The organism is Vitreoscilla filiformis (genome assembly GCF_002222655.1).
In the GTDB taxonomy this organism is placed as follows: Bacteria; Pseudomonadota; Gammaproteobacteria; order Burkholderiales; family Burkholderiaceae_C; genus Ideonella; species Ideonella filiformis.
This window is the reverse complement of record NZ_CP022423.1, coordinates 2045269-2068335: the sequence shown is the minus strand read 5'-3', so window position 1 is coordinate 2068335 and position 23067 is coordinate 2045269. Positions and strand designations below refer to the sequence as shown.

General features: G+C 63.2%; 23 protein-coding genes. 7 read left to right on the top strand and 16 right to left on the bottom strand.

Going from position 1 to position 23067, the window contains the following annotated elements:
* Positions 1-45: 45 nt before the first annotated feature.
* The 4 genes from VITFI_RS09875 to VITFI_RS09860 form a co-directional block, all read right to left on the bottom strand.
* Positions 46-1290, bottom strand: coding sequence for a M20/M25/M40 family metallo-hydrolase (locus VITFI_RS09875; RefSeq protein WP_089416808.1), 1245 nt, complete (start codon positions 1288-1290; stop codon positions 46-48).
* A complete protein-coding gene (gene uraD / locus VITFI_RS09870; RefSeq protein WP_232476562.1) occupies positions 1287-3089 on the bottom strand; it encodes a 2-oxo-4-hydroxy-4-carboxy-5-ureidoimidazoline decarboxylase in 1803 nt (600 codons plus the stop codon). Before uraD ends, VITFI_RS09875 begins: the two co-directional genes overlap by 4 nt.
* 5 nt (positions 3090-3094) lie before the next feature.
* Entirely contained in the window at positions 3095-4096 is a 1002-nt protein-coding gene (gene puuE / locus VITFI_RS09865; protein WP_089416806.1) for an allantoinase PuuE, read from the bottom strand.
* 71 nt (positions 4097-4167) lie between these two features.
* Positions 4168-4878 (bottom strand): GntR family transcriptional regulator, encoded by a 711-nt coding sequence (locus VITFI_RS09860; protein WP_089416805.1) that lies wholly within the window; start codon positions 4876-4878, stop codon positions 4168-4170.
* 62 nt (positions 4879-4940) lie between these two features.
* Here VITFI_RS09860 and uraH point away from each other — a divergent pair, with 62 nt between their 5' ends.
* Together uraH and VITFI_RS09850 are read left to right on the top strand one after the other, a co-directional pair.
* The gene (gene uraH / locus VITFI_RS09855; protein ID WP_089416804.1) at positions 4941-5294 is read left to right on the top strand and encodes a hydroxyisourate hydrolase; all 354 of its coding nucleotides are present in this window, start codon (positions 4941-4943) and stop codon (positions 5292-5294) included.
* A gap of 12 nt (positions 5295-5306) precedes the next feature.
* The gene (locus tag VITFI_RS09850) at positions 5307-6500 is read left to right on the top strand and encodes a urate hydroxylase PuuD (protein WP_089416803.1); all 1194 of its coding nucleotides are present in this window, start codon (positions 5307-5309) and stop codon (positions 6498-6500) included.
* Positions 6501-6509: 9 nt separating this feature from the next.
* Here VITFI_RS09850 and VITFI_RS09845 read toward each other — a convergent pair whose 3' ends face one another.
* Entirely contained in the window at positions 6510-7490 is a 981-nt protein-coding gene (locus VITFI_RS09845) for a lipase family protein (protein ID WP_232476561.1), read from the bottom strand.
* Between the two features lie 146 nt (positions 7491-7636).
* Here VITFI_RS09845 and VITFI_RS09840 point away from each other — a divergent pair, with 146 nt between their 5' ends.
* Positions 7637-8854: an AGE family epimerase/isomerase gene (locus tag VITFI_RS09840; protein WP_089416801.1), complete on the top strand. Its 1218-nt coding sequence runs from the start codon at positions 7637-7639 to the stop codon at positions 8852-8854.
* A 12-nt stretch (positions 8855-8866) separates the two neighbouring features.
* On the opposite strand, the gene guaA is transcribed toward VITFI_RS09840, so the two are convergent.
* From guaA to guaB, 4 genes are all read right to left on the bottom strand, one after another.
* Positions 8867-10474 (bottom strand): glutamine-hydrolyzing GMP synthase, encoded by a 1608-nt coding sequence (gene guaA, locus VITFI_RS09835; RefSeq protein ID WP_089416800.1) that lies wholly within the window; start codon positions 10472-10474, stop codon positions 8867-8869.
* A 46-nt stretch (positions 10475-10520) separates the two neighbouring features.
* Positions 10521-12221 carry a hypothetical protein gene (locus VITFI_RS09830; protein ID WP_157725629.1) on the bottom strand — a complete coding sequence of 567 codons (1701 nt, stop codon included), beginning with the start codon at positions 12219-12221 and terminating at the stop codon, positions 10521-10523.
* The gene (locus VITFI_RS09825) at positions 12218-13456 is read right to left on the bottom strand and encodes an MFS transporter (RefSeq protein ID WP_198301406.1); all 1239 of its coding nucleotides are present in this window, start codon (positions 13454-13456) and stop codon (positions 12218-12220) included. Before VITFI_RS09825 ends, VITFI_RS09830 begins: the two co-directional genes overlap by 4 nt.
* A 62-nt stretch (positions 13457-13518) precedes the next feature.
* Entirely contained in the window at positions 13519-14991 is a 1473-nt protein-coding gene (gene guaB, locus VITFI_RS09820; protein ID WP_089416798.1) for an IMP dehydrogenase, read from the bottom strand.
* Between the two features lie 95 nt (positions 14992-15086).
* On the opposite strand from guaB, the gene VITFI_RS09815 reads away from it, so the two are divergent.
* The gene (locus VITFI_RS09815; RefSeq protein ID WP_089416797.1) at positions 15087-15614 is read left to right on the top strand and encodes a DUF4124 domain-containing protein; all 528 of its coding nucleotides are present in this window, start codon (positions 15087-15089) and stop codon (positions 15612-15614) included.
* 31 nt (positions 15615-15645) lie between these two features.
* Here VITFI_RS09815 and VITFI_RS09810 read toward each other — a convergent pair whose 3' ends face one another.
* Both VITFI_RS09810 and VITFI_RS09805 read right to left on the bottom strand, forming a co-directional pair.
* Positions 15646-15933 (bottom strand): RnfH family protein, encoded by a 288-nt coding sequence (locus VITFI_RS09810; protein ID WP_089416796.1) that lies wholly within the window; start codon positions 15931-15933, stop codon positions 15646-15648.
* On the bottom strand, positions 15920-16366 hold the full coding sequence (locus VITFI_RS09805) for a type II toxin-antitoxin system RatA family toxin (RefSeq protein WP_089416795.1): 447 nt from the start codon (positions 16364-16366) through the stop codon (positions 15920-15922). Before VITFI_RS09805 ends, VITFI_RS09810 begins: the two co-directional genes overlap by 14 nt.
* A gap of 56 nt (positions 16367-16422) precedes the next feature.
* Between VITFI_RS09805 and smpB the strand changes: the two genes are divergently transcribed.
* Entirely contained in the window at positions 16423-16893 is a 471-nt protein-coding gene (gene smpB, locus VITFI_RS09800) for an SsrA-binding protein SmpB (RefSeq protein ID WP_089416794.1), read from the top strand.
* 25 nt (positions 16894-16918) lie between these two features.
* Here smpB and VITFI_RS09795 read toward each other — a convergent pair whose 3' ends face one another.
* The 5 genes from VITFI_RS09795 to VITFI_RS09775 all read right to left on the bottom strand — a co-directional run bounded on the left by VITFI_RS09795 (position 16919) and on the right by VITFI_RS09775 (position 21236).
* Positions 16919-17335: a PLP-dependent transferase gene (locus tag VITFI_RS09795; RefSeq protein WP_198301405.1), complete on the bottom strand. Its 417-nt coding sequence runs from the start codon at positions 17333-17335 to the stop codon at positions 16919-16921.
* The gene (locus VITFI_RS09790; protein WP_089416792.1) at positions 17277-17864 is read right to left on the bottom strand and encodes a bestrophin family protein; all 588 of its coding nucleotides are present in this window, start codon (positions 17862-17864) and stop codon (positions 17277-17279) included. The genes VITFI_RS09795 and VITFI_RS09790 overlap by 59 nt, the downstream gene beginning before the upstream one ends.
* Before the next feature lies 1 nt (position 17865).
* Complete coding sequence (rimO, locus tag VITFI_RS09785; RefSeq protein ID WP_089416791.1) at positions 17866-19251, bottom strand: 30S ribosomal protein S12 methylthiotransferase RimO; 1386 nt, start codon at positions 19249-19251, stop codon at positions 17866-17868.
* Between the two features lie 52 nt (positions 19252-19303).
* Positions 19304-19882 carry a polyhydroxyalkanoate synthesis repressor PhaR gene (gene phaR / locus VITFI_RS09780; RefSeq protein WP_089416790.1) on the bottom strand — a complete coding sequence of 193 codons (579 nt, stop codon included), beginning with the start codon at positions 19880-19882 and terminating at the stop codon, positions 19304-19306.
* A gap of 67 nt (positions 19883-19949) precedes the next feature.
* The gene (locus VITFI_RS09775) at positions 19950-21236 is read right to left on the bottom strand and encodes a YihY family inner membrane protein (RefSeq protein WP_089416789.1); all 1287 of its coding nucleotides are present in this window, start codon (positions 21234-21236) and stop codon (positions 19950-19952) included.
* A gap of 19 nt (positions 21237-21255) precedes the next feature.
* Between VITFI_RS09775 and VITFI_RS09770 the strand changes: the two genes are divergently transcribed.
* Both VITFI_RS09770 and VITFI_RS09765 read left to right on the top strand, forming a co-directional pair.
* On the top strand, positions 21256-21660 hold the full coding sequence (locus VITFI_RS09770) for a DUF2069 domain-containing protein (protein ID WP_089416788.1): 405 nt from the start codon (positions 21256-21258) through the stop codon (positions 21658-21660).
* Positions 21657-23066: an FAD-binding oxidoreductase gene (locus VITFI_RS09765; protein ID WP_089416787.1), complete on the top strand. Its 1410-nt coding sequence runs from the start codon at positions 21657-21659 to the stop codon at positions 23064-23066. Before VITFI_RS09770 ends, VITFI_RS09765 begins: the two co-directional genes overlap by 4 nt.
* The last annotated feature ends 1 nt before the right edge of the window (position 23067 follow it).

The following is a 23067-nucleotide window of genomic DNA, read 5'->3' as shown; positions in this document are numbered from 1 at the left end:
AGCGCTGGGGGCGCCGGCTGTCAACCGAATCGAGGCGAATTTCCCTTAGCTCAACATGTCCATCAAGGTGCGCGCCACGATTTGCGTGGCCCGTTTCAGGTCATCGAGCACCAGATGTTCGTCGGCGCGTTTGGCATTGCTCTCCAAAACGGTGCGCGGCCCGGCACCGTAAATCACCGCTGGCACCCCTTGCGCACCATAGAGGCGCACATCGGTGTAGAGCGGCGTGCCCGACGTGGGAATGAACTCGCCCAACACCGCCTGCGCGTGGCGTTGCAGCGTGGTGGCCAGGCGCTCGTGGCCAGGCAAGGGTTTGAGCGAATGAGCCAGCAACAGGCGGCGGATTTCGCCCCGAATGCCCGGGCAATCTGCCACCGCAGCGGCGATGAGCTGGCACACCTCGGCTTCGACCTGCGCGGCGTCTTCCTCGGGGATCATGCGCCGATCCAGCTTCAGCACCACTTTGCCCGGCACCACATTGGTATTGCTGCCGCCCTCGATGCGCCCGACGTTCAAATAAGGATGGGTGATGCCGGGCACGCTGGAGCGCCGCGTGCGCAGCACGTCGTTGTGGGCATAGAGCGCGGTCAGCAGTTGGTTGGCGGCTTGCAGGGCGTCGATGCCGGTTTCGGGGTAAGCGGCATGGCTGGCTTGGCCATGCAGCGTGACCTCCAGTTGCAAGCAGCCGTTGTGCGCCGTCACCACCTGATAGCTGAAACCAGCGGCGATGAGGTAATCCGGTCGGGTGAGTTGGTGGCGCAGCAAAAAGCCGGGGCCCAACTCGCCGCCGAATTCTTCGTCGTAGGTGAAGTGCAGCTCCACCGCCCCGCACGCGGGCGGCGCCACCTCGCGCAGCGCCCGCAACGCGAAGGTGTAGGTGGCGAAATCGCTCTTGCTCACGGCACTGGCCCGACCGTAGAGCTTGCCGTCGGCCACTTCGCCGCCGTAGGGGTCGTGCGTCCAGCCTTCGCCGGGGGGCACCACGTCACCGTGGGCGTTCAGGGCCACCGTCAACCCACCTTCGCCAAAACGCTGGCGCACGATCACATTGGTGATGGAGCGCATGCCCTGCGCCGCCACCTCCTCGGCGGGCACCGGGTACATCTCCACCGGCAACCCCATGTGATCCAACGCTTGGGCAGTGACTTCGGCGTGGGGGGCGTTGTCGCCCGGCGGGGTGTCGGTGGGCACGCGCACCAGGGTTTGCAAGAACGCCACTTCTTCATCGAAATGGGCCTCGATCCAGGCATCCAACGCGGCGTAACGGGCAGACGAATCGGGCGAGGTCATGGGGCGATCTCCAGGTGCGTGATGAGGTGGGTAAAAGCCTGCACCGCCAGCTCGGCGTCGTCCGCCGTGACGCTTTCCAGCGGGTTGTGGCTGATGCCCGCGTTGCCGCCGCGCACAAACAGCATGGCCTGCGGCATGACTTCGTGCAGCTTCATGGCATCGTGGCCGGCGCCACTGGTCAGGCTGTGCAACGGCAAACCCAGGGCGCGCACGGCGGCTTCCCAGCGCTGCATCCAGCGGCGGTTCGACGGCGCGGCGGACGCGATCATGGTTTCTTCGAGCTTGAGCGTCACCCGCCGGCGCTTGGCGATGCGTTCGGCGTGCTGTTTGATGTCCATCACCATGGCGTTGCGCTGGGCGTTGGTCGGGGCGCGCAGATCGAGGCTGAAGCGGCAACGCCCCGGCACCACGTTGACCGAGCCGCCCGGCACTTCCAACACGCCCACCGTGGCCACCGAGGTTTCATCCGCCGACGCTCGCGCCTCGGCGTACAGCGCCAGCTCGGCCACGGCGGTGGCGGCATCGCGGCGCCGATCCATGGGCGTGGTGCCGGCGTGGCTGGCCACGCCGATGAATTCGCCTCGGTAGCGCGCACTGCCGTTGATCGAGGTGACGAGGCCCAGCGGCACATCCAAATCGTTCAACACCGGCCCTTGCTCGATGTGAATTTCCACGAATCCCAGGTAACGCGAGGCTTTGCGCTGGAGCGCGGCAATGGCTTCGATGGTGCCGGGCAAGCCAGCGGCGTGCATGGCCTCGCGCATGGACACGCCTTGCGCATCCACCTGATCCAACCACGCCGGGTTGAAATGCCCGGTGAGTGCGCTGGAACCTTGGAAGGTGGCGCGGTAACGCTGGCCTTCTTCCTCCGCGAAGCCCACCACTTCGAGCGTGACGGGCAGGCGCTCACCGCGCTGCGCCAATTCACGCACCGCCGCCATCGGCACCAGGATGCCCAAGCGTCCGTCGTACTTGCCGGCGTTGCGCACGGTGTCGTAATGGCTGCCGGTCAGCAGGCGTGGCGCCTGGGCGCCGCCCGCCGCCGCCGCTGCGTGGTACACGCCCACGACGTTGCCGACGGCATCCAACGTCACCTCATCAAACCCGCCAGCCTGCATCCACGCCATGAGTTGGCGGGCGCAGGCTTGGTGCGCCTCGGTCAAATAGGTGACGGTGAGTTGGCCCGCTTCGGCAAAACCGGGTTCACTGTGCTGGGCGAGTTGCTCGGCCCAGTCCCACACCTGTTCGCCCCGCCGGGGCGGTTGGCCGAATTTTTCGCTCAAGCGAATTTCGGCGATGCGGTGGATGTTGCGCAGGCACTCGGCAAACTCAAAATCCCGCGTGCCGTGGGCGCGGCGCTCGAAGGTGTCGATGATTTGCTGGCGCGTCAGCCCCGTGCCGCGTGGCCCGCGCACCGCCAAGATGAACGGCCAGCCAAAACGCCGGTTGTATTCCGCGTTCAGCACGTGCAGTTTGGCGAATTCTTCGGGCGTGCAATCCGTCAGGCCGGCGCGGCGCTGCTCGCCGGTGGATTCCGCTGTGAGGGTGCGCGCCACCATCGCTTTGCCGGCCAGCTCGGGGTGAGCGCGGATCAGGCCGATCTTGGCGGTTTCGGGCGCGGCACGCACCGCCTCCACCAGCGCATGTTTCAACTGCGCCAAGCTGACGAAGCCCCCCGCCGGGCGCCGCGCAAACGCCGCTTCAGCGATCCAGGGGGAGTGCTCGTAAGTGCCGTCCAGCAGACGCACGAACTCGGCGCCATCGGCGGCGTTGAGCTGGGCCAGGGTGAGGGTCGTCACAGGGGTCATTCCCAAACAAAAGCGGTGTCAGCGTGGAAGGGGTGGGTGGTTTTCCAGTGGCGGGCGATGTCGATGCGCCGCGCTACCCACACCCGGCTGTGCGCCTCAATGTGGTCGAGAAAGCGTTGCAGCGCCCGCATCCGCCCGGGGCGCCCGAGCAAGCGGCAGTGCATGCCGATGCTCATCATCGCGGGGCGTTCGTCGCCTTCGGCGTAGAGCACATCGAAGCTGTCGCGCAGGTACTCGAAGAACTCGTCGCCGTGGCTGAAGCCTTGCGGCAGGGCGAAGCGCATGTCGTTGCAGTCCAGCGTGTAGGGCACCACCAGATGCGGCGCCAAGCCGCCGTCGCTCTTTTTGACTTGCAGCCAGAACGGCAAGTCGTCGCCGTAATAGTCGCTGTCGTACTCGAAGCCGCCGAAGTCGGCCACCAGGCGGCGGGTGTTGGGGCTGTCGCGCCCGGTGTACCAGCCCAGCGCACGCTGGCCGGTGAGGTTTTGCAGGATCTCCATGCCGCGCTGCATGTGTTCGCGCTCGGTGGCTTCATCCAGGTTTTGGTAATGAATCCAGCGCCAGCCGTGGCAGGCAATTTCGTGCTCCAGCTCGACGAAGGCGGCGGTCACCTCGGGGCAGCGTGCCAGGGCCATGCTCACACCGAACACGGTCAGCGGCAGGCCGCGCTTTTCAAACTCGCGCAGCAAACGCCACACGCCCACCCGCGAGCCGTACTCATACATGCCTTCCATGCTGAGGTGCCGCGCCGGGTAACTCGCCGGGTTGAACATCTCGGAGAGGAATTGCTCGCTGCCCGCGTCGCCGTGCAGCACCGAGTTTTCGCCGCCTTCCTCGTAGTTCAGCACAAACTGCACCGCCACGCGGGCGCGGCCCGGCCATTGGGCGTGCGGCGGGGTGCGACCGTGGCCGCGCAGGTCGCGGGGGTAACGGGGGGCTTCCCCCTCTCCCCAGCCCTCTCCCGCAAGGGGAGAGGGAGCCCGTTCACCGGAGGCCAAGGCGTGAGCTTCAAAGCCCCTCTCCCCTTGCGGGAGAGGGGTTGGGGAGAGGGGGAGACGGTGCTGTGAACTCACGGTAGTTCTCCTTCGGGCAGCAGAGCAGCGCCCAGGTCGGTGACACGCGGTTGCAAGCGCAGGTTGCGTTCGACGTTGCCCAGGTGATCGGTCATCAGCGCCACGGCGGCTTCGGCGTCGCGCCGCGCCAGCGCGTCCACGATGGCGACGTGCTCGGCCTGCGAATGCTCCGCCGAATGGGACGATTGGTACATCAACGAAATGAGCTGCGAGCGCGAGAGCAAATCCCCCAGCAGCTCGGCCAGCGTGGCGTTGCCCAGCATCTGCGCCAGGATGACGTGGAAATCAGCCAACAACCGCGTGCGCCCGCGCACGTCCGTGCGCGTGACGGCGGCGACTTCAGCGGCCAAATGGGCCCGCAACTCGGCGAGTTGGGCCTCGGTGATGCGGGTACACAGCTCACGGATCATGGCGCCTTCGAGCATGGCGCGCACTTCGAACACCTCCCGCGCTTCTTGCACGCTGGGCTGGCGCACAAAGGCACCGCGCGCCGGCTCCAACTGCACCAGCCGATCCCGGCTCAACTGGTTCAGCGCTTGGCGCACAACGGTGCGTGAAACCTTGAAGATGTCCGCGATCTGTTGCTCGACCAGTTTGGTGCCGGGCATCAGCCGCCGTTCGACGATGGCCGCCGTCACCGCATCGACGATGCGCTGGGTGGTGGTGCGCGAAGCGTCCCCGGGGAGGTCGGTGGGATCGAGTGTCATGGTGTGCAAAATTGTATACACTTTCGTGAACACTTTAACGCGCTTTGCGGCGCTCACACACCATGGGCCTTTCGACACATGTTCTGGACACCATGCACGGCACCCCGGCAGCCGGCATGGCGGTGACGCTCTACCGGCTGGACGCCACCGGCCACGCCACGCCGCTGCGCCAACTCACCCTGAACGCCGATGGCCGGGCGGACGGGCCGCTGTTGGCGGGCGCCGAGGTCGTGGCGGGGCGTTATCGCCTGGTGTTTGCGGTGGCGGATTACTTCCGCGCCCGGGGCGTGGCGCTGCCCGATCCGCCGTTTTTGGAGGATGTGCCGCTGGACTTTGGCATCGCCGATGTGAACGCGCATTACCACGTCCCGCTGCTGGCCAGCCCGTGGGCGTATTCGACTTACCGAGGCAGTTGAGGAGGCACCACCGTGCAAGGCTACTTACTGGAATGGGGCAACCTGCTGCTGCGCTGGGCGCATGTCATCACGGCGATTGCGTGGATTGGCTCGTCGTTTTACTTCGTGTTTCTCGACAACAGCCTGACCCCGCCGACCGACCCGGCCCTGAAAGCCAAAGGCGTGGATGGCGAGTTGTGGGCGGTGCATGGCGGGGGGTTTTACAACCCGCAGAAGTACATCGTTTCGCCGCCCAAACTGCCGGAGCATTTGCACTGGTTTTACTGGGAAGCGTATTCGACCTGGCTGACGGGTTTTGGCCTGTTCACCGTGCTGTATCTGTTCAACGCCAGCACGTTTTTGGTGGATGCGAGCCGCTACGCCTGGTCGTCGGGCGGGGCGATTGCGGCGGCGCTGGGGTTTCTGGCCGGCTTTTGGCTGATTTATGACGTGATCTGCCGCACCTTGGGCCAGCGCCCGGGCGGGGATCGGCTGGTAGGCGGGTTGGTCACGCTCACCGTGGTGGGGGCGAGTTGGCTGGCGTGTGAGCTGTTTGCGGGGCGAGCGGCGTTTTTGCTCGTCGGCGCCATGATGGCCACGGCCATGAGCGCCAACGTGGCGCATTGGATCATCCCCGGCCAGCGCAAGGTGGTGGCGGCGCTGCGGGCAGGGCAAGCGGTCGATCCGATCCACGGCCAGCGCGGCAAGCAGCGCAGTGTTCACAACACTTATTTCACGCTGCCGGTGTTGATCGCCATGTTGAGCAACCACTATGGCTGGTTGTACCAAGGGCCGCACAACTGGGTGGTGTTGGTCGGGTTGATGCTGGCGGGGGCGTTGATTCGTCACTGCTTTGTGGCGCGTCACAAGGCGTTGCGACTGGGTCAGCCGGTGCCCTGGGGCTACGCTGCTGCGGGCGTGGCGTTGGTGCTGGGTTTGATGGTGTGGCTGGCGCCGGCGCCAGTCGCTCAAGCGGCGGCCAGCGCCCCGGCACCGACGCTCGCTCAGGTGCAAGCCGTGGTGCAACAACGCTGCGTGCTGTGCCACAACGCCCAGGTGAACAACAAGGGCGTGATGCTGCACACGCCCGAACTGCTGCGCCAGCACGGGCCGGCCATCGTGCAACAGGTGGTGGTGCAGCGGCTGATGCCGCTCAACAACGCCACGCAGATCACCGAAGCAGAGCGGGCGCTGCTCGGGCGCTGGGTGACGGCGGGGATGCCGTGAACGTGCGGTTTACTTGGCTTCCACGCAGGCCGGGCTGTTGCCGCTGTCCTTCATGCGTTTTTTCCAGAAATCCAGGCTGCGGTTCGGTTGAATGCCCCCCAAGCCGGCGGCGTAAGAGACCAGTTGGTGGCTGCAAACCGGCGAGTAGGACACTTTGACGAGGAAGTTATCCGGCATCAGGATCTTCTCGTTCTTCAGTGCGGCGAACGAGCCCGGGGGGATCTGCGGCACCACATCGCTGACGTTGTTGTAGACCACGTAGTCTTGCACCACGGAGGCCACGTAGTTGGCATACGTGTCATCTCCCGGGCGCGGTGAGGCCAGCAAACGCCCCCGCACCTGCGCGCCCAACCCGCCTCGGCTGGCCAAATCGGTCATCAAGTAAGTGGACATCGCCGAGCCGAGGCTGTGCCCGACCACCGTCACCGGTGCGCTGCCCACCACGTCGCGGACGCTCTGCCAAGCTTGAACGCTGGCCGCCGTGGCGTTGGCGGTGTTCGGGATGTAACGCAAGGTCTGGTAAATGGAATAGAACCCTTTGGCCACCGTGCCTTTGCCTTGATCGGCGCTCAAGGGCAGTTTGTCGGCGCTGAATGCGTTCACTTTCCATTCGTTCGCATCCGCCGTACCGCGCACGGCCAGCACGTAAGACTGCGCCGGGTTTTCACCCTTTTTGTGGGCCAACACGCCATACATGGCGGTGCCGCCGCCCACGCTCAGCAGTTGCGCACCGTTCAGAGTCACGGCGGCTTTGGCGTCCCCGACGATGTAACCCACCACCTCCCAATCTTTGCCCAAGATCGAATCGGCCTTGGGCACGGGTTTGAGGTTGGTGGGCTGCTGTTTGTACATGTCGAACACATCCGCCACCAGCAGCGCCAGCTCGGACACTTCCACCCGTTCGTTGGACTGCAACAGCATCGGCTGCGACACGCAACCGGCCAACACGAGCACGGCCCCCGCGAGGGCACTCACTGCCATACGGCGCATTTTTGGAGCATTCATGGTCAAGAGGTGATGAAGAACTGGCCCGCTACTATGCCGCAAGCCATCCGCCTGCACAGTGAAACTCCCATCATCAGGGCACAGTGGATCGTGAACAATGCATTCATCATTCTGATTGAATTATCGTCACCATGACCCACACCCGCCTGCCTGACTTTCGTGCGCCAGCGTTCCTGCTCGGTCACATCCGCCACACCTTGGACTTTTACGAGGGCCGGGCGCTGGATCCCAGCGGGGGGTTTTTCCACTTCTTCAAGGACGACGGCACGGTCTACGACCGGCAAACGCGCCACTTGGTGAGCAGCACGCGTTTCATCTTCAACCATGCCACGGCTTGGCAACGTTGGCGCCAACCACAAGACCAAGAAGCGGTGCGCCACGGCTTGCGCTTTCTGGCAACGGCCCACGCTCAACCGCAAGGGGGGTGGGCATGGCAGGTTCGCTGGGATGGCCACCGCGCCAACGTGCTGGACGGCACGAACCACGCCTACGGCCTGGCCTTCGTGCTGCTGGCGCACGCGCATGCGTTGATGGCGGGCGTCGAAGAAGCCGCCACGGGTTTAGAAACGACGTTTGCGCTGATGGAACAGCGGTTCTGGGAGCCTCGGGCCCGCCTGTACGCCGATGAAGCTTCCGCCGACTGGCGACAGTTGAGCCCTTATCGGGGTCAAAACGCCAACATGCATGCCTGTGAAGCCATGCTGGCCGCCCATGCAGCGACAGGGCAATCCCACTACCTGGATCGCGCCCTGTTGCTGGCGCACGCGGTGACGCAGCGCCTGGCCACGCAGGCCGATGGTTTGGTGTGGGAGCACTACGGCCCCGATTGGCAGGTGGACTGGCACTACAACCAGCAAGACCGCAGCAATATCTTTCGCCCTTGGGGTTTCCAAGTGGGCCACCTGACGGAGTGGAGCAAGCTGCTGTTGCAACTGGAGGCGCGTTTGCGCGCCGCGCCGGGAGGCCTGTGCCCAGGCTGGCTGCTACCGACGGCGCAGCGTTTTTTCGAAGTGGCGATGCACAACGGCTGGGATCGCGTCCACGGTGGGCTGGTGTACGGCTTTGCCCCGGGCGGCGAGGTGTGCGACGCCGACAAGTATTTCTGGGTGCAAGCCGAGAGTCTGGCCGCTGCGGCCTTGCTGGCGCAGCGCACAGGCAACCCGGGCTACTGGAGTTGGTACGACCAGCTCTGGGCCTACGCCTGGGCCCACATGATCGATCATCGCCATGGGGCTTGGTATCGCATCCTCACCCCGGACAACCGGCGTTACTCGGACGAGAAAAGCCCCGCCGGCAAAACCGATTACCACACGATGGGCGCTTGTTGGGATGTGCTGCGGGGGCTGTGAAGCCCCCTCGGATCATTCCCACTCAATGGTGGCAGGCGGCTTGCTGGACACGTCGTAAGTCACGCGGTTGATGCCGCGCACTTCGTTGATGATGCGGCTGGAAACCCGCTTCAACAGGCTGTAGGGCAGCTCGGCCCAATCCGCCGTCATGAAATCCGAGGTTTGCACGGCGCGCAGGGCCACGACGTAGTCGTAAGTGCGGCCATCGCCCATCACGCCCACGCTCTTGACCGGCAGGAAGACGGTGAAGGCTTGGCTCGTCAGGTCGTACCAGCTTTTGCCGGAGTTGTGATCCACCGTGGAGCGCAGCTCTTCGATGAAGATGTGGTCGGCGCGTTGCAGCAGCTTCACGAACTCGGGGCGGATGTCCCCCAGGATGCGCACGCCCAGGCCGGGGCCCGGGAACGGGTGGCGGTACACCATGTCCGGCGGCAGGCCCAGGGCCACGCCCAGCTCGCGCACTTCGTCCTTGAACAGCTCGCGCAGCGGCTCCAGCAGCTTCAGGCCCAGTTGTTCCGGCAGGCCGCCCACGTTGTGGTGGCTCTTGATGGTGGTGGCCTTCTTGGTCTTGGTGCCGCCGGACTCGACCACGTCCGGGTAGATCGTGCCTTGGGCGAGGAAGGTTGCGCCCTTATGGCCGGCGCCGCTGGCCTTGAGCTTGGCGGCTTCGGCCTTGAACACGTCCACGAACAGGCCGCCGATGATCTTGCGCTTGCGCTCCGGGTCGGTCACACCGGCCAGTTGGCCGAGGAACAGCTCGCTGGCATCGACGCGGATCACCTTGGCGTGCAGCTTGCCGGCGAACATGTCCATCACCATGTCGCCCTCGTTCAGGCGCAGCAGGCCGTGATCGACGAACACGCAGGTGAGTTGATCGCCGATGGCACGGTGGATCAAGGCCGCCGCCACGCTCGAATCCACCCCGCCGGACAGGCCGAGGATGACTTCCTCGTCACCCACCTGCTCGCGGATCTTGGCCACGGCTTCTTCGATGTAGTTGCCCATGATCCAGTCCCCGGCGCAGCCGCAGATGTCGCGCACAAAGCGCCACAGCAGGGCTTGGCCTTGCACGGTGTGCGTCACTTCGGGGTGGAACTGCACGGCGTACAGGCCCTTTTCCTCGTTGGCCATGCCGGCCACCGGGCAGCTCGGGGTGCTCGCCATGAGTTTGAAGCCGGGCGGCAGGGCCGTGACCTTGTCGCCGTGGCTCATCCACACCTTGAGCATGCCGTGGCCTTCGGGCGTGCTGAAGTCTTCGATGCCCTTGAGCAAGCGCGTGTGGCCGTGGGCGCGCACTTCGGCGTAACCGAATTCGCGGGTGTCGCTCCAGCTCACTTCGCCGCCGAGTTGCACCGCCATCGTCTGCATGCCGTAGCAGATGCCCAGCACCGGCACGCCCAAATCCCACACGGCTTGCGGGGCGCGCAGTTGGTGGTCTTCGTAGGTGGAAGCGTGGCTGCCCGAAAGGATGATGCCCTTGGGCGCGTACTGGCGGATGAAGTCATCCGACACATCGTTCGGGTGGATTTCGCAATACACATGCGATTCACGCACCCGGCGGGCGATCAATTGGGTGACTTGCGAGCCGAAGTCGAGGATCAGAATTTTGTCGTGTGACATTTTTAATAACTCAACAAAAACAACCGTTGTTTAACCACCGGCAGCATCAAGCCTTCGGCTTATGTGCCTGCCACAAACGCTCTACCAAAGCGCGCATATTCTCATCTTCGGGGACTGGATGGATTTCCAAATCTTTGAGGGTGTCACGATAAATTTCTTCACCGCCATGATCGGGTGCCTGAAGAGCCTTGACAAACCACACCTCAGCCGCTTGCATATCACCCTGCAAACAGGCCAAATAAGCAAGATTACCCAACACCACACCGTTTTCATCAAGCGCCCTCACTGCCCGATTCAAAACACCAGCGGCACTCAAAAGCAAGTTCTTTGCTGCTTCAGCGCTCACCATCCAAAGTCGTTTCGCTTCACAGATCCATGCAAATCCCAGACCGGTATACGCTGCGTTAACTTGCTCCCGCAGCGCCGCCTCCGGCGCATGACCATAGCGCTTGTCCACTTCTTCGTATGTCACTATCGCAGCTTCGTTTCGCCCCAGCTCCCCTTGCCTACTGCCTTTACTGACCAGCGCTCTGGCAACTACCTCCCGCAGCGCTGCCTCCGGCGCCTGACCATAGCGCTTGTCCACTTCTTCGTATGTCGCTATCGCAGCTTCCTTTTTCTCCAGCTGCCCTTGCACAACGCCTTTATTGAGCAGCGCCCTAGCAACTTGTTCCCGCAGCGCCGCCTCCGGCGCCTGACCATAGCGCTTGTCCACTTCTTCGTATGTCGCTATCGCAGCTTCCTTTTTCTCCAGCTGCCCTTGCACAACGCCCTTATTGAACAGCGCCCTAGCAACTTGTTCCCGCAGCGCCGCCTCCGGCGCCTGACCATAGCGCTTGTCAACTTCTTCGTAGGTCGCTATTTCTGCTTCGGCTTGCCCCAGCTGCCCTTGTACGATGCCTCGAAAAAGTAAAGCTTGAGCAGCATCTTTACTTTTTGCATCCGCCGCCTCAGCGGCTTTCAACCAAAAATAAGCAGCGCCCTCAAAATAATTATTTGAATAAGCAGACAAAGCCCGCGCATTCCAATCAGCAAACAAGTATTCGCTTTCCGGTTTTCTTTTTAACCGATCGCTTCGTTCCTTTAGCAATTCCGCATCTTGTTTTTTTTCATCAGACAATGGCTCTTCTGAATTTTGGGTTTTTCCCATGTTTTTTTGCAATCGCTCAATTGCCCGCGCCTCTTCGTCAGCAATATTGACTTTGGCCTGACCCGCTTGACCTTGAATTTCTTGCACCTCGGCCGTTATTTTTTTCTCTGCAAAATCCGCATGACGCTCCAAATCCCCAATTTTTTTCTGGAGATCCTCAACTTTAGATTTTAAGTCTTCGGAGTTCTCTGAAAACCAATCTTTCGCCGCTTCTTGTGCTTCCTTTTTGGTGCGCCGATAAACAGTTACAAAACCAATCGAACCCAAAATAGCCAATAAAACAGTAACCCAAATACCAAGACGATCCACGCCTTGCCCAGCGTAGGTATTTTGGTCATCTACCCGCTTATCAACATAATCCAAACGCTGCCGCAGGTTTTCAATGTCTTTCTGCTGGGATTCTTTCAGCGCATCCAGCTTAAATTGCAGCAGCTCCTTTTGCCCATCCAAATCAGCCTGCGTCAAAGCAGGCGCCGCCAAAACCGAGTCAACCGGCACAACAGCTACGCCCACAAACGCAACCCATACAGCCACCATACCAATGGCGCGCAAGGCCTGTTGCATCACGGCTGGCAACCGCAAAGAAAACACCTTCACACCAAACCCCCTTGGGAATGGCGCTTGAGATGCCGCAGCGCCAGCACCGTGGCCACCGCCTGCAAGGCCGAACACAGGAACAGCGGGGCGCCCAAACGCCAGTCCCCCGGCGGCAGGTGCGACACCATTCCCAGCAGCGCCGCACCGAACACCGGCGCGATCACCGCCATCAAACTGTTGAGCGAGGCCACCGCGCCCATGGTGCGGCCCTGGGATTGCACGTCCGCCGCGTTGGACACCAAGGTCTGAATCGAGGTGTTCGCCATGAAGCCGAACACGTTGAGCACGATCACCACGTACATCATCCAGCCCTCGGGCACGGCGCCCCAGAAGAAGTAGCACAGCGACGAGGAAATCAGCCCCACCACCGCCAGCTTCTGCGGCGTGGTGCGCTTCAAGGCCACGCGAATGAGGCCGCCTTGCACAATCACCGCCATCGCCCCCACGGCAAACAGCGACCAGCCGTTTTCCGTCGGCCCCCAGCCGAACTTGAAGTGCGTATACAGCACCCAAGTGGCGTGCATGGTGAACTGCGCCAGGCTGGACAGCCCCATCACCGCCACCAGCAAGCCCACGCCCTGCAATTCGGTGAGTTGCTTGAGCGAGGCAATGGGGTTGGCCTTGCGCCAATTCACGGCCACGCGGCGCTCCGCTGGCAGCGATTCCGGCAGGATGAAAAAGCCGTACAACCCATTGAGCACCGCCAGGGTACCCGCGACGAAGAACGGCAGGTGCAGATCAATGCCCCCCAGCAAACCGCCCATCACCGGCCCGAGCACGAAACCCATGCCGAACATGGCGCCCAGCATGCCAAAGCGTTTGGCGCGCTCGTGGGGCTCCGAAATGTCGGCCACATAGGCTTGGGCCACGGCGGCATTGGCTTGCATCGCCCCGCCGATGAACCGGATCACCACCAGCATCCACAGCGCCGAGGACAGCGCCGTGGCGAAGAAACTCAGCGCCAGCCCCGTGAAGCCGATCAGCAGCACCGGTCGGCGGCCATAGTGATCGGACAGCGCCCCCAACACTGGCGAGCCGAAGAAGTTGGCAAAGCCAAACGCAAAACTCACCACGCCATACCAGAACGCGTGATCGGCCTGCGAGCCGGTGAACGAACCCACCAGCGGCGGCAACACCGGGATGATGAGGCCAATGCTGATCATGTCGATCAGCACGGTGATCATGATGAACGGCATGGCGGCCGTGCGCGGCTTGCGGTCGGAGCTGGCTTGCATCGGGAGTTCAGAATGACGGCGCCCGGTCAATGCCGGGCGCCAAGCTCAAAAGGGAGGGACGATCACTCCATCCGGTAGTTTGGAGCTTCCTTGGTGATTTGCACGTCGTGGACGTGGCTCTCACGGATACCGGCTGCCGTGATCTCGACGAACTCTGCGCGTTCACGCATCTCGTCGATGGTGGCACAACCGCAGTAACCCATCGAAGCCCTCAGGCCACCGGCCATTTGGTAGGCAATCGCCACCATCGAGCCCTTGAACGGCACGCGACCTTCGATGCCTTCGGGCACCAGCTTGTCGGCGTTCGGGTTGGCGGCTTCGTCGTTCTCTTGGAAGTAACGGTCGGCTGAACCGGCCTTCATGGCGCCAATGGAACCCATGCCACGGTAGCCCTTGTAGGAGCGGCCTTGGTACAGGAACACTTCGCCCGGCGATTCTTCCGTGCCGGCGAACATGCCGCCCATCATCACGGTGCTGGCACCGGCGGCGATGGCTTTGGCGATGTCCCCCGAGTAACGAATGCCGCCGTCGGCGATCAGCGGCACGCCCGTGCCCTTGAGCGCGGTGGCCACGTTGTCAATGGCGGTGATTTGCGGCACGCCCACACCGGCAACGATGCGCGTGGTGCAAATCGAACCGGGGCCGATGCCGACTTTCACGCCATCCGCACCGGCTTCCACCAGCGCCAGCGCAGCGCCACCGGTGGCGATGTTGCCGCCGATCACATCGACTTGCGGGAAGTTCTTCTTCACCCAGCGCACGCGCTCGATCACGCCCGAGCTGTGGCCGTGCGCGGTATCGACCACGATGGCGTCCACACCGGCCTTGACCAGCAGTTCCACGCGCTCTTCGGTGCCCTCACCCACGCCGACCGCCGCGCCGACGCGCAGCTTGCCTTGTGCATCGCGTGCGGCATTGGGGAAGCTGGTTTGTTTGGTGATGTCTTTCACCGTGAACAGGCCGCGCAGTTCAAACGCATCGTTCACCACCAGCACACGCTCCAGCTTGTGGGCGTGCATCAGCGCCTTGGCGTCTGCCAGGGTGGCGCCTTCGGAGACGGTGATGAGGCGTTCACGCGGGGTCATGATGTCGCGCACGGGGGCGTCGAGGCGGGTTTCAAACCGCAGGTCCCGGCCAGTGACGATGCCGACGACTTGGCCGTTTTCCACCACCGGAAAACCCGAGATGCCATGCTGGCGCGACAGCTCGATCACATCACGCACCCGGGCGCCGGGGGCAATGGTGATCGGGTCTTTGAGCAAGCCGGACTCGTAGCGCTTGACACGCGCCACTTCAGCGGCTTGCTGCTTGGGACTCAGGTTTTTGTGAACGATGCCGATGCCGCCCTCTTGGGCGATGGCGATGGCCAGACGGGCCTCGGTCACGGTGTCCATCGCCGCCGAAACGAGCGGCAGGTTCAGGACGATGTTGCGGGAAAGACGGGTTGCCAGCGACGTGTCTCGCGGCAGGACTTGAGAGAAGGCGGGAACCAACAACACATCGTCGAAGGTCAGCGCTTTGCCGAGTAGGCGCATGGGATCAGCTCCAGACGCAAAAGCGGATTATAGGGAACACTGGAAACATGGCCGCCCTACACTGTTTCGCTTCTGTTCTCTCGATCCTCCCACCCATGAAGCGCTTCACGACGTTTGCCTCCTCGGCTGTGGTTTTGCTGGCCGCTGTGTGTGGCCCCAGCCAGGCCCAAAGCACCCCGATTTGGAAGTGGCGCGATGCCCAGGGACGCATCCAGGTCAGCGATCGCCCTCCGCCATCGGACACCCCCGATAACCGAATCCTGCAACGCCCCAACCACTCACGCACCGCCATGGGAGCCGCCGAACCCCCACCGGCCCCTTCTGTGGCCGCCTCCGGCCCACGCGATCCGGAACTGGAAGCCCGTAAACGCAAGCAGCAAGAGCAAGAAGCACGCAAAAAAGCCGAGCAGGAACAAGCCGCCGCCGCCGCCAAACAGAAGGCACAAGCCCAGCGGGAGGAACACTGCTCACGGCTGCGCAATCAACTGGCGGCGCTGGACAGCGGCCAACGCATGTCCCGCTACAACGCCAAAGGCGAGCGCGAAGTGCTGGACGACAGCGCCCGCGCCGCTGAAGGCCAACGCATGCGCAGCCAGATCGCCGAAAACTGCCAAGGCCAGTGAGCCGGCACGCGGCACCGGGACGCCAGGCGCGTTACTTGGGGGACTTGCGGTAACGCTGGCGCCGCGCTTCCTTGGGATCGACGCGCAACGGGCGGTAGATTTCCACCCGATCCTGGGCACGCAACGGCGTGTCCAGGGGTTTGGCTTTCATCCAAATGCCCACGCTGAGGGCGTCGATGGCGCCCAGGCCGTGGCGCTCGACCAAACCGCTGGCCCGCAGCGCCTGTTCGAGCGTGGATCCTTCGGCGACGCTCAGGCGGATCTCGTCCACCTGGCGGGGGGCGGGGCTGTACACCACGCTGACTTCAACGTTCGCCATACACCTGCTCCGCACGGGTGACAAAAGAATCGACAAAGGTGTTGGCCACCTTGTCAAACACGGGGCTGAGCACCAGCTCCAGCGCCCGGCTGGAAAACGCATACCGCAAATCGAACTCGATGCGGCACGCTTGCTGCCCCGCTTTGCCCAAGGGGATGAACTGCCACGAACCTTCGAGCACCGAAAACGGCCCATCCACCAATTTCATCAGCACGGACTGATCTGGCTGGTGGGTGTTGCGCGTGGTGAAGGCATGCCGGACACCGGCAAACGCCAAATGCACCCGCGCCGTGACGCCGGCATCATCACCGTTCAGCACTTCGCCTTTTTCGCACCACGGCAAAAACTGCGGGTAGGCCGGAACATCGGTGACCAAGCGGTACATCTCGGCCGGCGAGTACCACAACAGAACAGACTTCTTGACGTGCTTCATACAATTGAAGATTTTAGGGGCCGCCTTCCCGGTCGCCCCGGATTGACCGACTCACCATGTCCGCCCTGATCGCCGAAAACCGCCGCGCCCGTTTTGAATACCACATCGAGGAACGCTTCGAAGCCGGCATGGTGCTGGACGGCTGGGAGGTCAAAGCCATCCGTGCCGGCCAAGTGCAGCTGACCGATGGTTATGTGCTGATCAAAAACGGCGAGCTGTTCATCATCGGTTGCCGCATCAACGCCTTGCGCAGCGCCTCCACCCACGTGCGCCCGGAAGCCGATCGCATCAAAAAATTGCTGATGAAGAAGGCCGAAATCCGGCGCCTCGTCGGCAAAACCGAGCAGCGCGGCTTCACGCTGGTGCCGCTCAACTTGCATTGGAAGGAAGGGCGCGTCAAAGCCGAGATTGCGCTGGCCAAGGGCAAGGCCGAACATGACAAGCGCAACACCGTCAAAGAACGCGATTGGGAGCGCGAAAAGGGCCGCTTGATGCGCCACAAGGTGTCCTCGCCCGGCAAGGACTGAGGCGGCGCAGCGCCCCCTCCTCCACTCAAGCTTGGGCCAGACGCTGCAACCCAGCGTCCAGATCGGCGATGAGGTCGCCCGCGTCTTCGAGGCCAATGCACAGGCGCACCAGCACACCCTCGTACGGGTGCCCCAGCTTGCGCATGAACCGCGCCTGATAGGGTACCGCCAAACTCACCGGCCCGCCCCAACTCCAGCCGATGCGGAAATGCCGGAGCCCATCGACGAACGCGTCCACCGCGTCGCTGCTGTGGCGTGGGTCGATTTCCAGCGTCACCAGCCCGGCAGCGGCTTGGCACAGCGCCGCCCAGTGCGCGTGCCCAGGTGAACCCGGCAAGCTGGGATGCAACACGCGGCGCACGCCCGGCTGGCCTTGCGCCCATTCAGCGATGCGCCGGGCGGCGGCATCTTGCGCAGCGTAGCGCAGCGGCAGGCTGGGCAACGCCCGCAACACCAACGGCCACCCAGCGCCCCACCTCACGCAACAGCAGCACGCACGGGAACTGGGCTTGGGCGATGCGCGTGGCCAACGTCGGGGGCAACCAACGGGCCAAGTCCTCTGCCGGATCGGTGCTGCGCAACTGGTGCTTGAGCGTCCAGCCCAGCGCAATCAGCAGGTTCGCCAAGTGGCGCATGGGCAGCGAGTCGGGCGCATGGCCGGTGAGCGTTTGTGCCTGCCGCAGCAGCGCCCGCGCAGCGATCAACAGGCCGCCCCACAGCTTGCGCCCCTCCCAAAAGCGCTCATAACTGGCGCTGTTGCGAAAGCCCAAAAAGATCGCCAGCGCGATCCCCAGCAAGCTGAATGGCGCCGTTGAAAGATGCCAGCCTTGGGTTTTCAGCCACGGCGCGATCAGCACCGCGACCACGCCCATACCAAAGTTCAGCCCCAGGCGCAGCAGAATTTTGCCCAGCACCGAACCGTGCCAGACAAACACCAGCCCCAGCCAGTGCAACTTGGGTCGAACGATCATGTCAGATCGGTTGGGCGATCAAATCGTGGCCATCTGCCGCTACGATGCGCGCCTTGACGAACTCACCCACCCGCATCTGCGTAGAGGCTTTGGTCGGCGGCAGCAAGCGCACCAGGCCATCGATCTCGGGGGCATCGGCGTAGCTGCGGCCAATACCACCTTTGCGGCCCAGGGCGGGGGCACTGTCCACCAAAACTTGCATGGTGGCCCCCACACGGCGCTGGAGCCGCGCCACCGACACCGCTTCGGCCACCGCCATGAAGCGGGCGCGGCGCTCCTCGCGCACCGCGTCGGGCAAAGCGCCGGGCAGCTCGTTGGCCAACGCGCCGTCCACGGGAGAGTAAGCGAAACAGCCTGCCCGGTCGATTTGGGCCTCTTTCAGAAAATCCAGCAAATAGCTGAATTCATCCTCCGTTTCACCGGGGAAACCGGCGATGAAGGTGGAACGCACGATCAACTCGGGGCACAGCTCGCGCCAGCGTTGGATGCGCTCTAAGTTGCGTTCACCGCTGGCGGGCCGTTTCATGCGCTTGAGCACATCGGGGTGGGCGTGCTGGAACGGCACGTCGAGGTAAGGCAACACCAACCCTTCGGCCATGAGCGGAATCACTTCATCGACGTGCGGGTAAGGGTAGACATAGTGCAAGCGCACCCAAGCACCATGCGCCCGTGCCAGTTCACCCAGCTTGGCCACCAAATCGAGCATGCGCGTTTTGACCGGGGCTCCGTTCCAGAAACCGGTGCGGTACTTCACATCCACGCCGTAGGCCGAGGTGTCTTGGCTCACCACCAGCAGTTCTTTGACGCCGCTTTCGAACAGCGCCTTGGCTTCGTTCAGCACATCACCCACCGGACGCGACACCAAATCCCCCCGCAAACTCGGGATGATGCAGAAGGTGCAGCGATGGTTACAGCCCTCGCTGATCTTGAGGTAGGCGTAATGCTTGGGCGTGAGTTTGATGCCGGCGGCAGGCACCAAATCGACAAAGGGGTCGTGCGGCTTGGGCACATGGGCGTGGACGGCGTCCATCACCTCTTGCGTGGCGTGCGGCCCCGTGACCGCCAGCACTTTGGGGTGAACTTGACGCACCATGTTTTCGCCGCCTTCGGCCTGACGCGCCCCCAGGCAGCCGGTGACGATCACCTTGCCGTTTTCGGTCAAGGCTTCGCCGATGGCGTCCAGGCTTTCCTTGACCGCATCGTCGATGAAACCGCAGGTGTTGACGATCACCAAATCGGCGCCGGCGTAGGTCTTGCTGGTGCGGTAGCCCTCAGCCGAGAGCTGGGTGAGGATGAGTTCGGAATCGGTCAGGGCCTTCGGGCAGCCGAGGCTCACAAAACCGATGGTGGGCGCGGACGGGGCGCCAGAAGCAGAAGCGTGGGTCATGGGGGCGATTGTCGCAAACGCCCCGCTGTGGCGCACTGCGCCGGTGATGCGATCACTTTTGCACGGGCGGCACCGTAAAGCCCGGAAACAGCGACCCACCCTGTTTGCTCATCTGCTCTTGCATCTGGGTGAACAAATGGGTGGACTGCTCCATGTAGGTGCTCATCAAGTTTTGCACCACGGGCGCTTGATGGCTCATGAACTGCGACCACGCATCGGAGGTGAAAGCCGCTGGGTCGTACATGCCGCGTGTTTGATCGGCCAAGCGGGCTTGCATGTCCACAAACGCTTGGAGATTGCGCTCCAAGTAAGAGCCCATCATGCCCTGCATGGCGTGGCCGTAGAAGCGGATGATCTGCGCCAGCATCTGGGCGCTGAACATCGGCATGCCGCCGGTTTCTTCTTCCAGGATGATTTGCAGCAAGATGCTGCGCGTCAGCTCCTCGCCGGTTTTGGCATCGCGTACTTCGAAGGGCATGCCATCCATCACCATGGTTTTGACGTCCGCGAGGGTGATGTAGGTGCTGGCACTGGTGTCGTACAGCCGGCGATTCGGGTACTTCTTGAGCACGCGCACGGCCCCGGGTTCGACAGATGAGGATTCCTTGGCGACCCGGCGGGAAGACGACATTGAAACAAGCTCCAGAAGACAGCGGATAACGACATGGGCGGGGCGCTCATTGTAGACGCGGGTGCTGTCACGCCCCAAAATGGGGCCCTCCCCCATTCGTGGTCGTCGCCGAAACCGCAGGAAAACCCCTCAGCATTTCGGCCAGACTCAGGTCATCCAAACCCGTCACCTGATAAAAGCCCGCTGTGGTGGGGTGCTCACCCAGCAGCAGAACCCGTGCCAGATCGCTGGCTTTCACTTGCTCTGGTTCACAAATCAGCACCAACCGCTGCCCGTCGGCTTCGTCCAGCCAAGCCACCCAATCGTGGGCGATCAGCATGTCGATCACGGGCTCCAGTTGCAGGGTGGCCGCACGAATGCGCGCAGCCAAGGCTTCCAGCGTCAGCCCTCGTCCGGGTTGGGCGCGTGCTGACCCCAACACTTTCAGCGCCGCCACAGCCAGTGCAAATGGCAACCCCGGCCCAGCCGACCAGCGGCTCGCATGCCGCAGCGCGGGTGCATAGGCAGCGATCACAGCCCCCAGCAACACGATGGACCAGCTCAAATAGAGCCAAAGCAAAAAAATGGGCAGCGTCGCAAACGCACCATAAATGACCGAAAAACTCGGCACTGCACTGACGTACCAGCCCAAGCCGCGTTTGGTCAACTCCAGACCCAGCGCCACGAACAGCCCCCCAGCCCAAGCGTGACGCCAGCGCACAGTGGTGTTGGGCACCAGGTAAAACAGCCAGCTCATGGCGGACATGATGAGCAACACCTCCAGCACGTCCAGCAAGACACTCAACCCGCCCGGAATGTTGCTCACCAACCCTTTGGATGCCGACATGGCATAGGAGGTCAAACTCAGGCTAGCTCCCACCAGCAGCGGCCCCAGGGTGAGCACCGCCCAGTAAATCAACATGCGCTGCCCCAGCGGACGTGGCCGGCGCACACGCCAAACCGCGTTCAATGCGCGATCCACCGTCAACATCAAGCTCAGCGCGCTGACGCCCAGGAAAACCAACCCCAGCGCCCCCAATTTGTTGGCCTTGCGTGCGAATTGTGTGAGCGCATCTAACACCGGTTTGGCGATGGTTTCGGGCACCAAACTTTGCAGCAGGTAGGTTTCCAGCATCCCCTGCATCTTGGCGAACATGGGGAAGGCCGTGAACACGGCCAGGATCACCGTCAGCAGGGGCACCAAGGCAATCAGCGTCGTGAACGTCAAGCTGCCGGCGGTCTGACCCAGTTGATCCTCACGAAAACGCTGGCGTGCAATTTGCCAAGTGGCCAGCCAGGGCCAGTGCTGCCACACGCTGGCCCAGACCGCCATGCGGCGGCGCCAACGATTCCAACGGGGAAAATGGAAAAACATGCCAGCTATCATGCCAAACATGTCTGAAATCACCCCGAACCTGACGCCTGCGCAAGTCGCGGCGCATCCGTTGGTCGCGGGCTCGCGTGCGCTGGCCGTGGGCAGTTTGCTCGGCCTCATTGTGCTGGGACTCCTGTGGGAGCTGTGGCTCGCCCCGACGGGTCGAGGCACGCTGGCACTCAAAGTGCTGCCGCTGGTGGTGCCCCTGGCAGGGCTGCTGCGGCACCGGCTCTACACCTACCGCTGGGTCAGCCTCCTGGTGTGGCTGTACTGTGCGGAGGGCTTGGTGCGCGGCTTCAGCGCCCAACCCATCGAAGCTGTGCTGGCTTGGATCGAGGTGGGCCTGTGCCTGTGCCTGTTCACCGCCTGTGCGCTGCAAGTGCGGGTGCGGTTGCGTTTGGCCAAACAAGCCGCCACCCCATGAACGACGACGCGCTGGCCGATCGGCTGCGAGCCTGTGTCGGCGCCCCTCATGTGACCCCAGGCGGCCACACGCCCGCCCACGAGCACGATGCACGAGGGCGCTATCGCGGACGGGCTCGTTTCATCGTCAAACCGGGCTCGACGCAAGAGGTGGCCGCCGTCGTCCGTTGCTGCCATGAGGCCCACGTGCCCCTGGTGCCACAAGGCGGCAACACCGGACTGGTGGGCGCCGGCGTGCCCGATAACAGCGGCCAGCACGTTCTGCTGAGCCTGGTGCGTTTGAACCGCATTCGCCACATCGACGCGCCCAATCTCAGCCTCACCGCCGAAGCAGGCTGTACGCTCCAAGCGGTGCAGCAGGCCGCACAAACCCACGGGTTGTTGTTCCCGCTGAGTTTGGCTTCTGAAGGCAGTTGCACCCTGGGTGGCAACCTCGCCACCAACGCCGGTGGCACGCAGGTGCTGCGCTACGGCAATGCCCGCGAGCTGTGTTTGGGGCTGGAAGTGGTCACGGCTCAGGGGGACATCTGGCACGGGTTAAGCGCTCTGCGCAAGGACAACACCGGTTACGCCCTGCGCGATGTATTCATTGGCAGCGAGGGCACGCTCGGTGTCATCACTGCCGCGACCGTGCGTTTGTTTCCTGCACCGGCCAGCGTGTTCACGGGCTGGGTGACGTTGCCGAATTTGGAAGCCGTCCTGCCCTTGCTGGCCTTGGCACGCCAGCGCTGGGACGCTGGTTTGACGGCATTTGAGCTGATCAATGGCACAGCCCTGACGCTGGTACAGCAACACCTGCCCCATGTGGCACAGCCCCTTCCTGCAACGGCTTGGCAAGTGTTGTGGGAGCTGTCCTCTCCCCAAGCGGAGGCCGATCTGCGCCCCACTGTGGAAACCTTCTTGGCGGACGCCCTGGCCGCCGGCTGGATCACCAATGCAGCGTTGGCCCACACACACACCCAAGCGGCTGGCATGTGGCAATTGCGAGAGGCCATTTCACCGGCACAACGCGCCCAGGGCCTGAACATCAAACACGACGTGTCGCTGCCCACCTCGGCCATTCCGACATTCATCCAGCACATGCAAGAGGAACTCGCCGCACGCATTCCGGGGGTGATGCTGGTCACCTTTGGTCATGTGGGTGACGGCAACCTGCACTACAACGTTCAAGCCCCAGCCGGGGACGATCCAGCGGGTTTTTTGGCCCGCTGGGAGGGCGAAGTCACCGCCCGCGTGCATGATCGGGTGATGGTGCTGGGCGGGAGTTTTTCCGCTGAACACGGCATCGGTGCCCTCAAACGCGACGAATTGGCGCGACGCAAAGCCCCGGTGGCGCTGGCGATGATGCGGGCCATCAAGCAGGCCCTGGATCCTGCCGGACTGATGAACCCCGAGCGGTTGCTCTAGG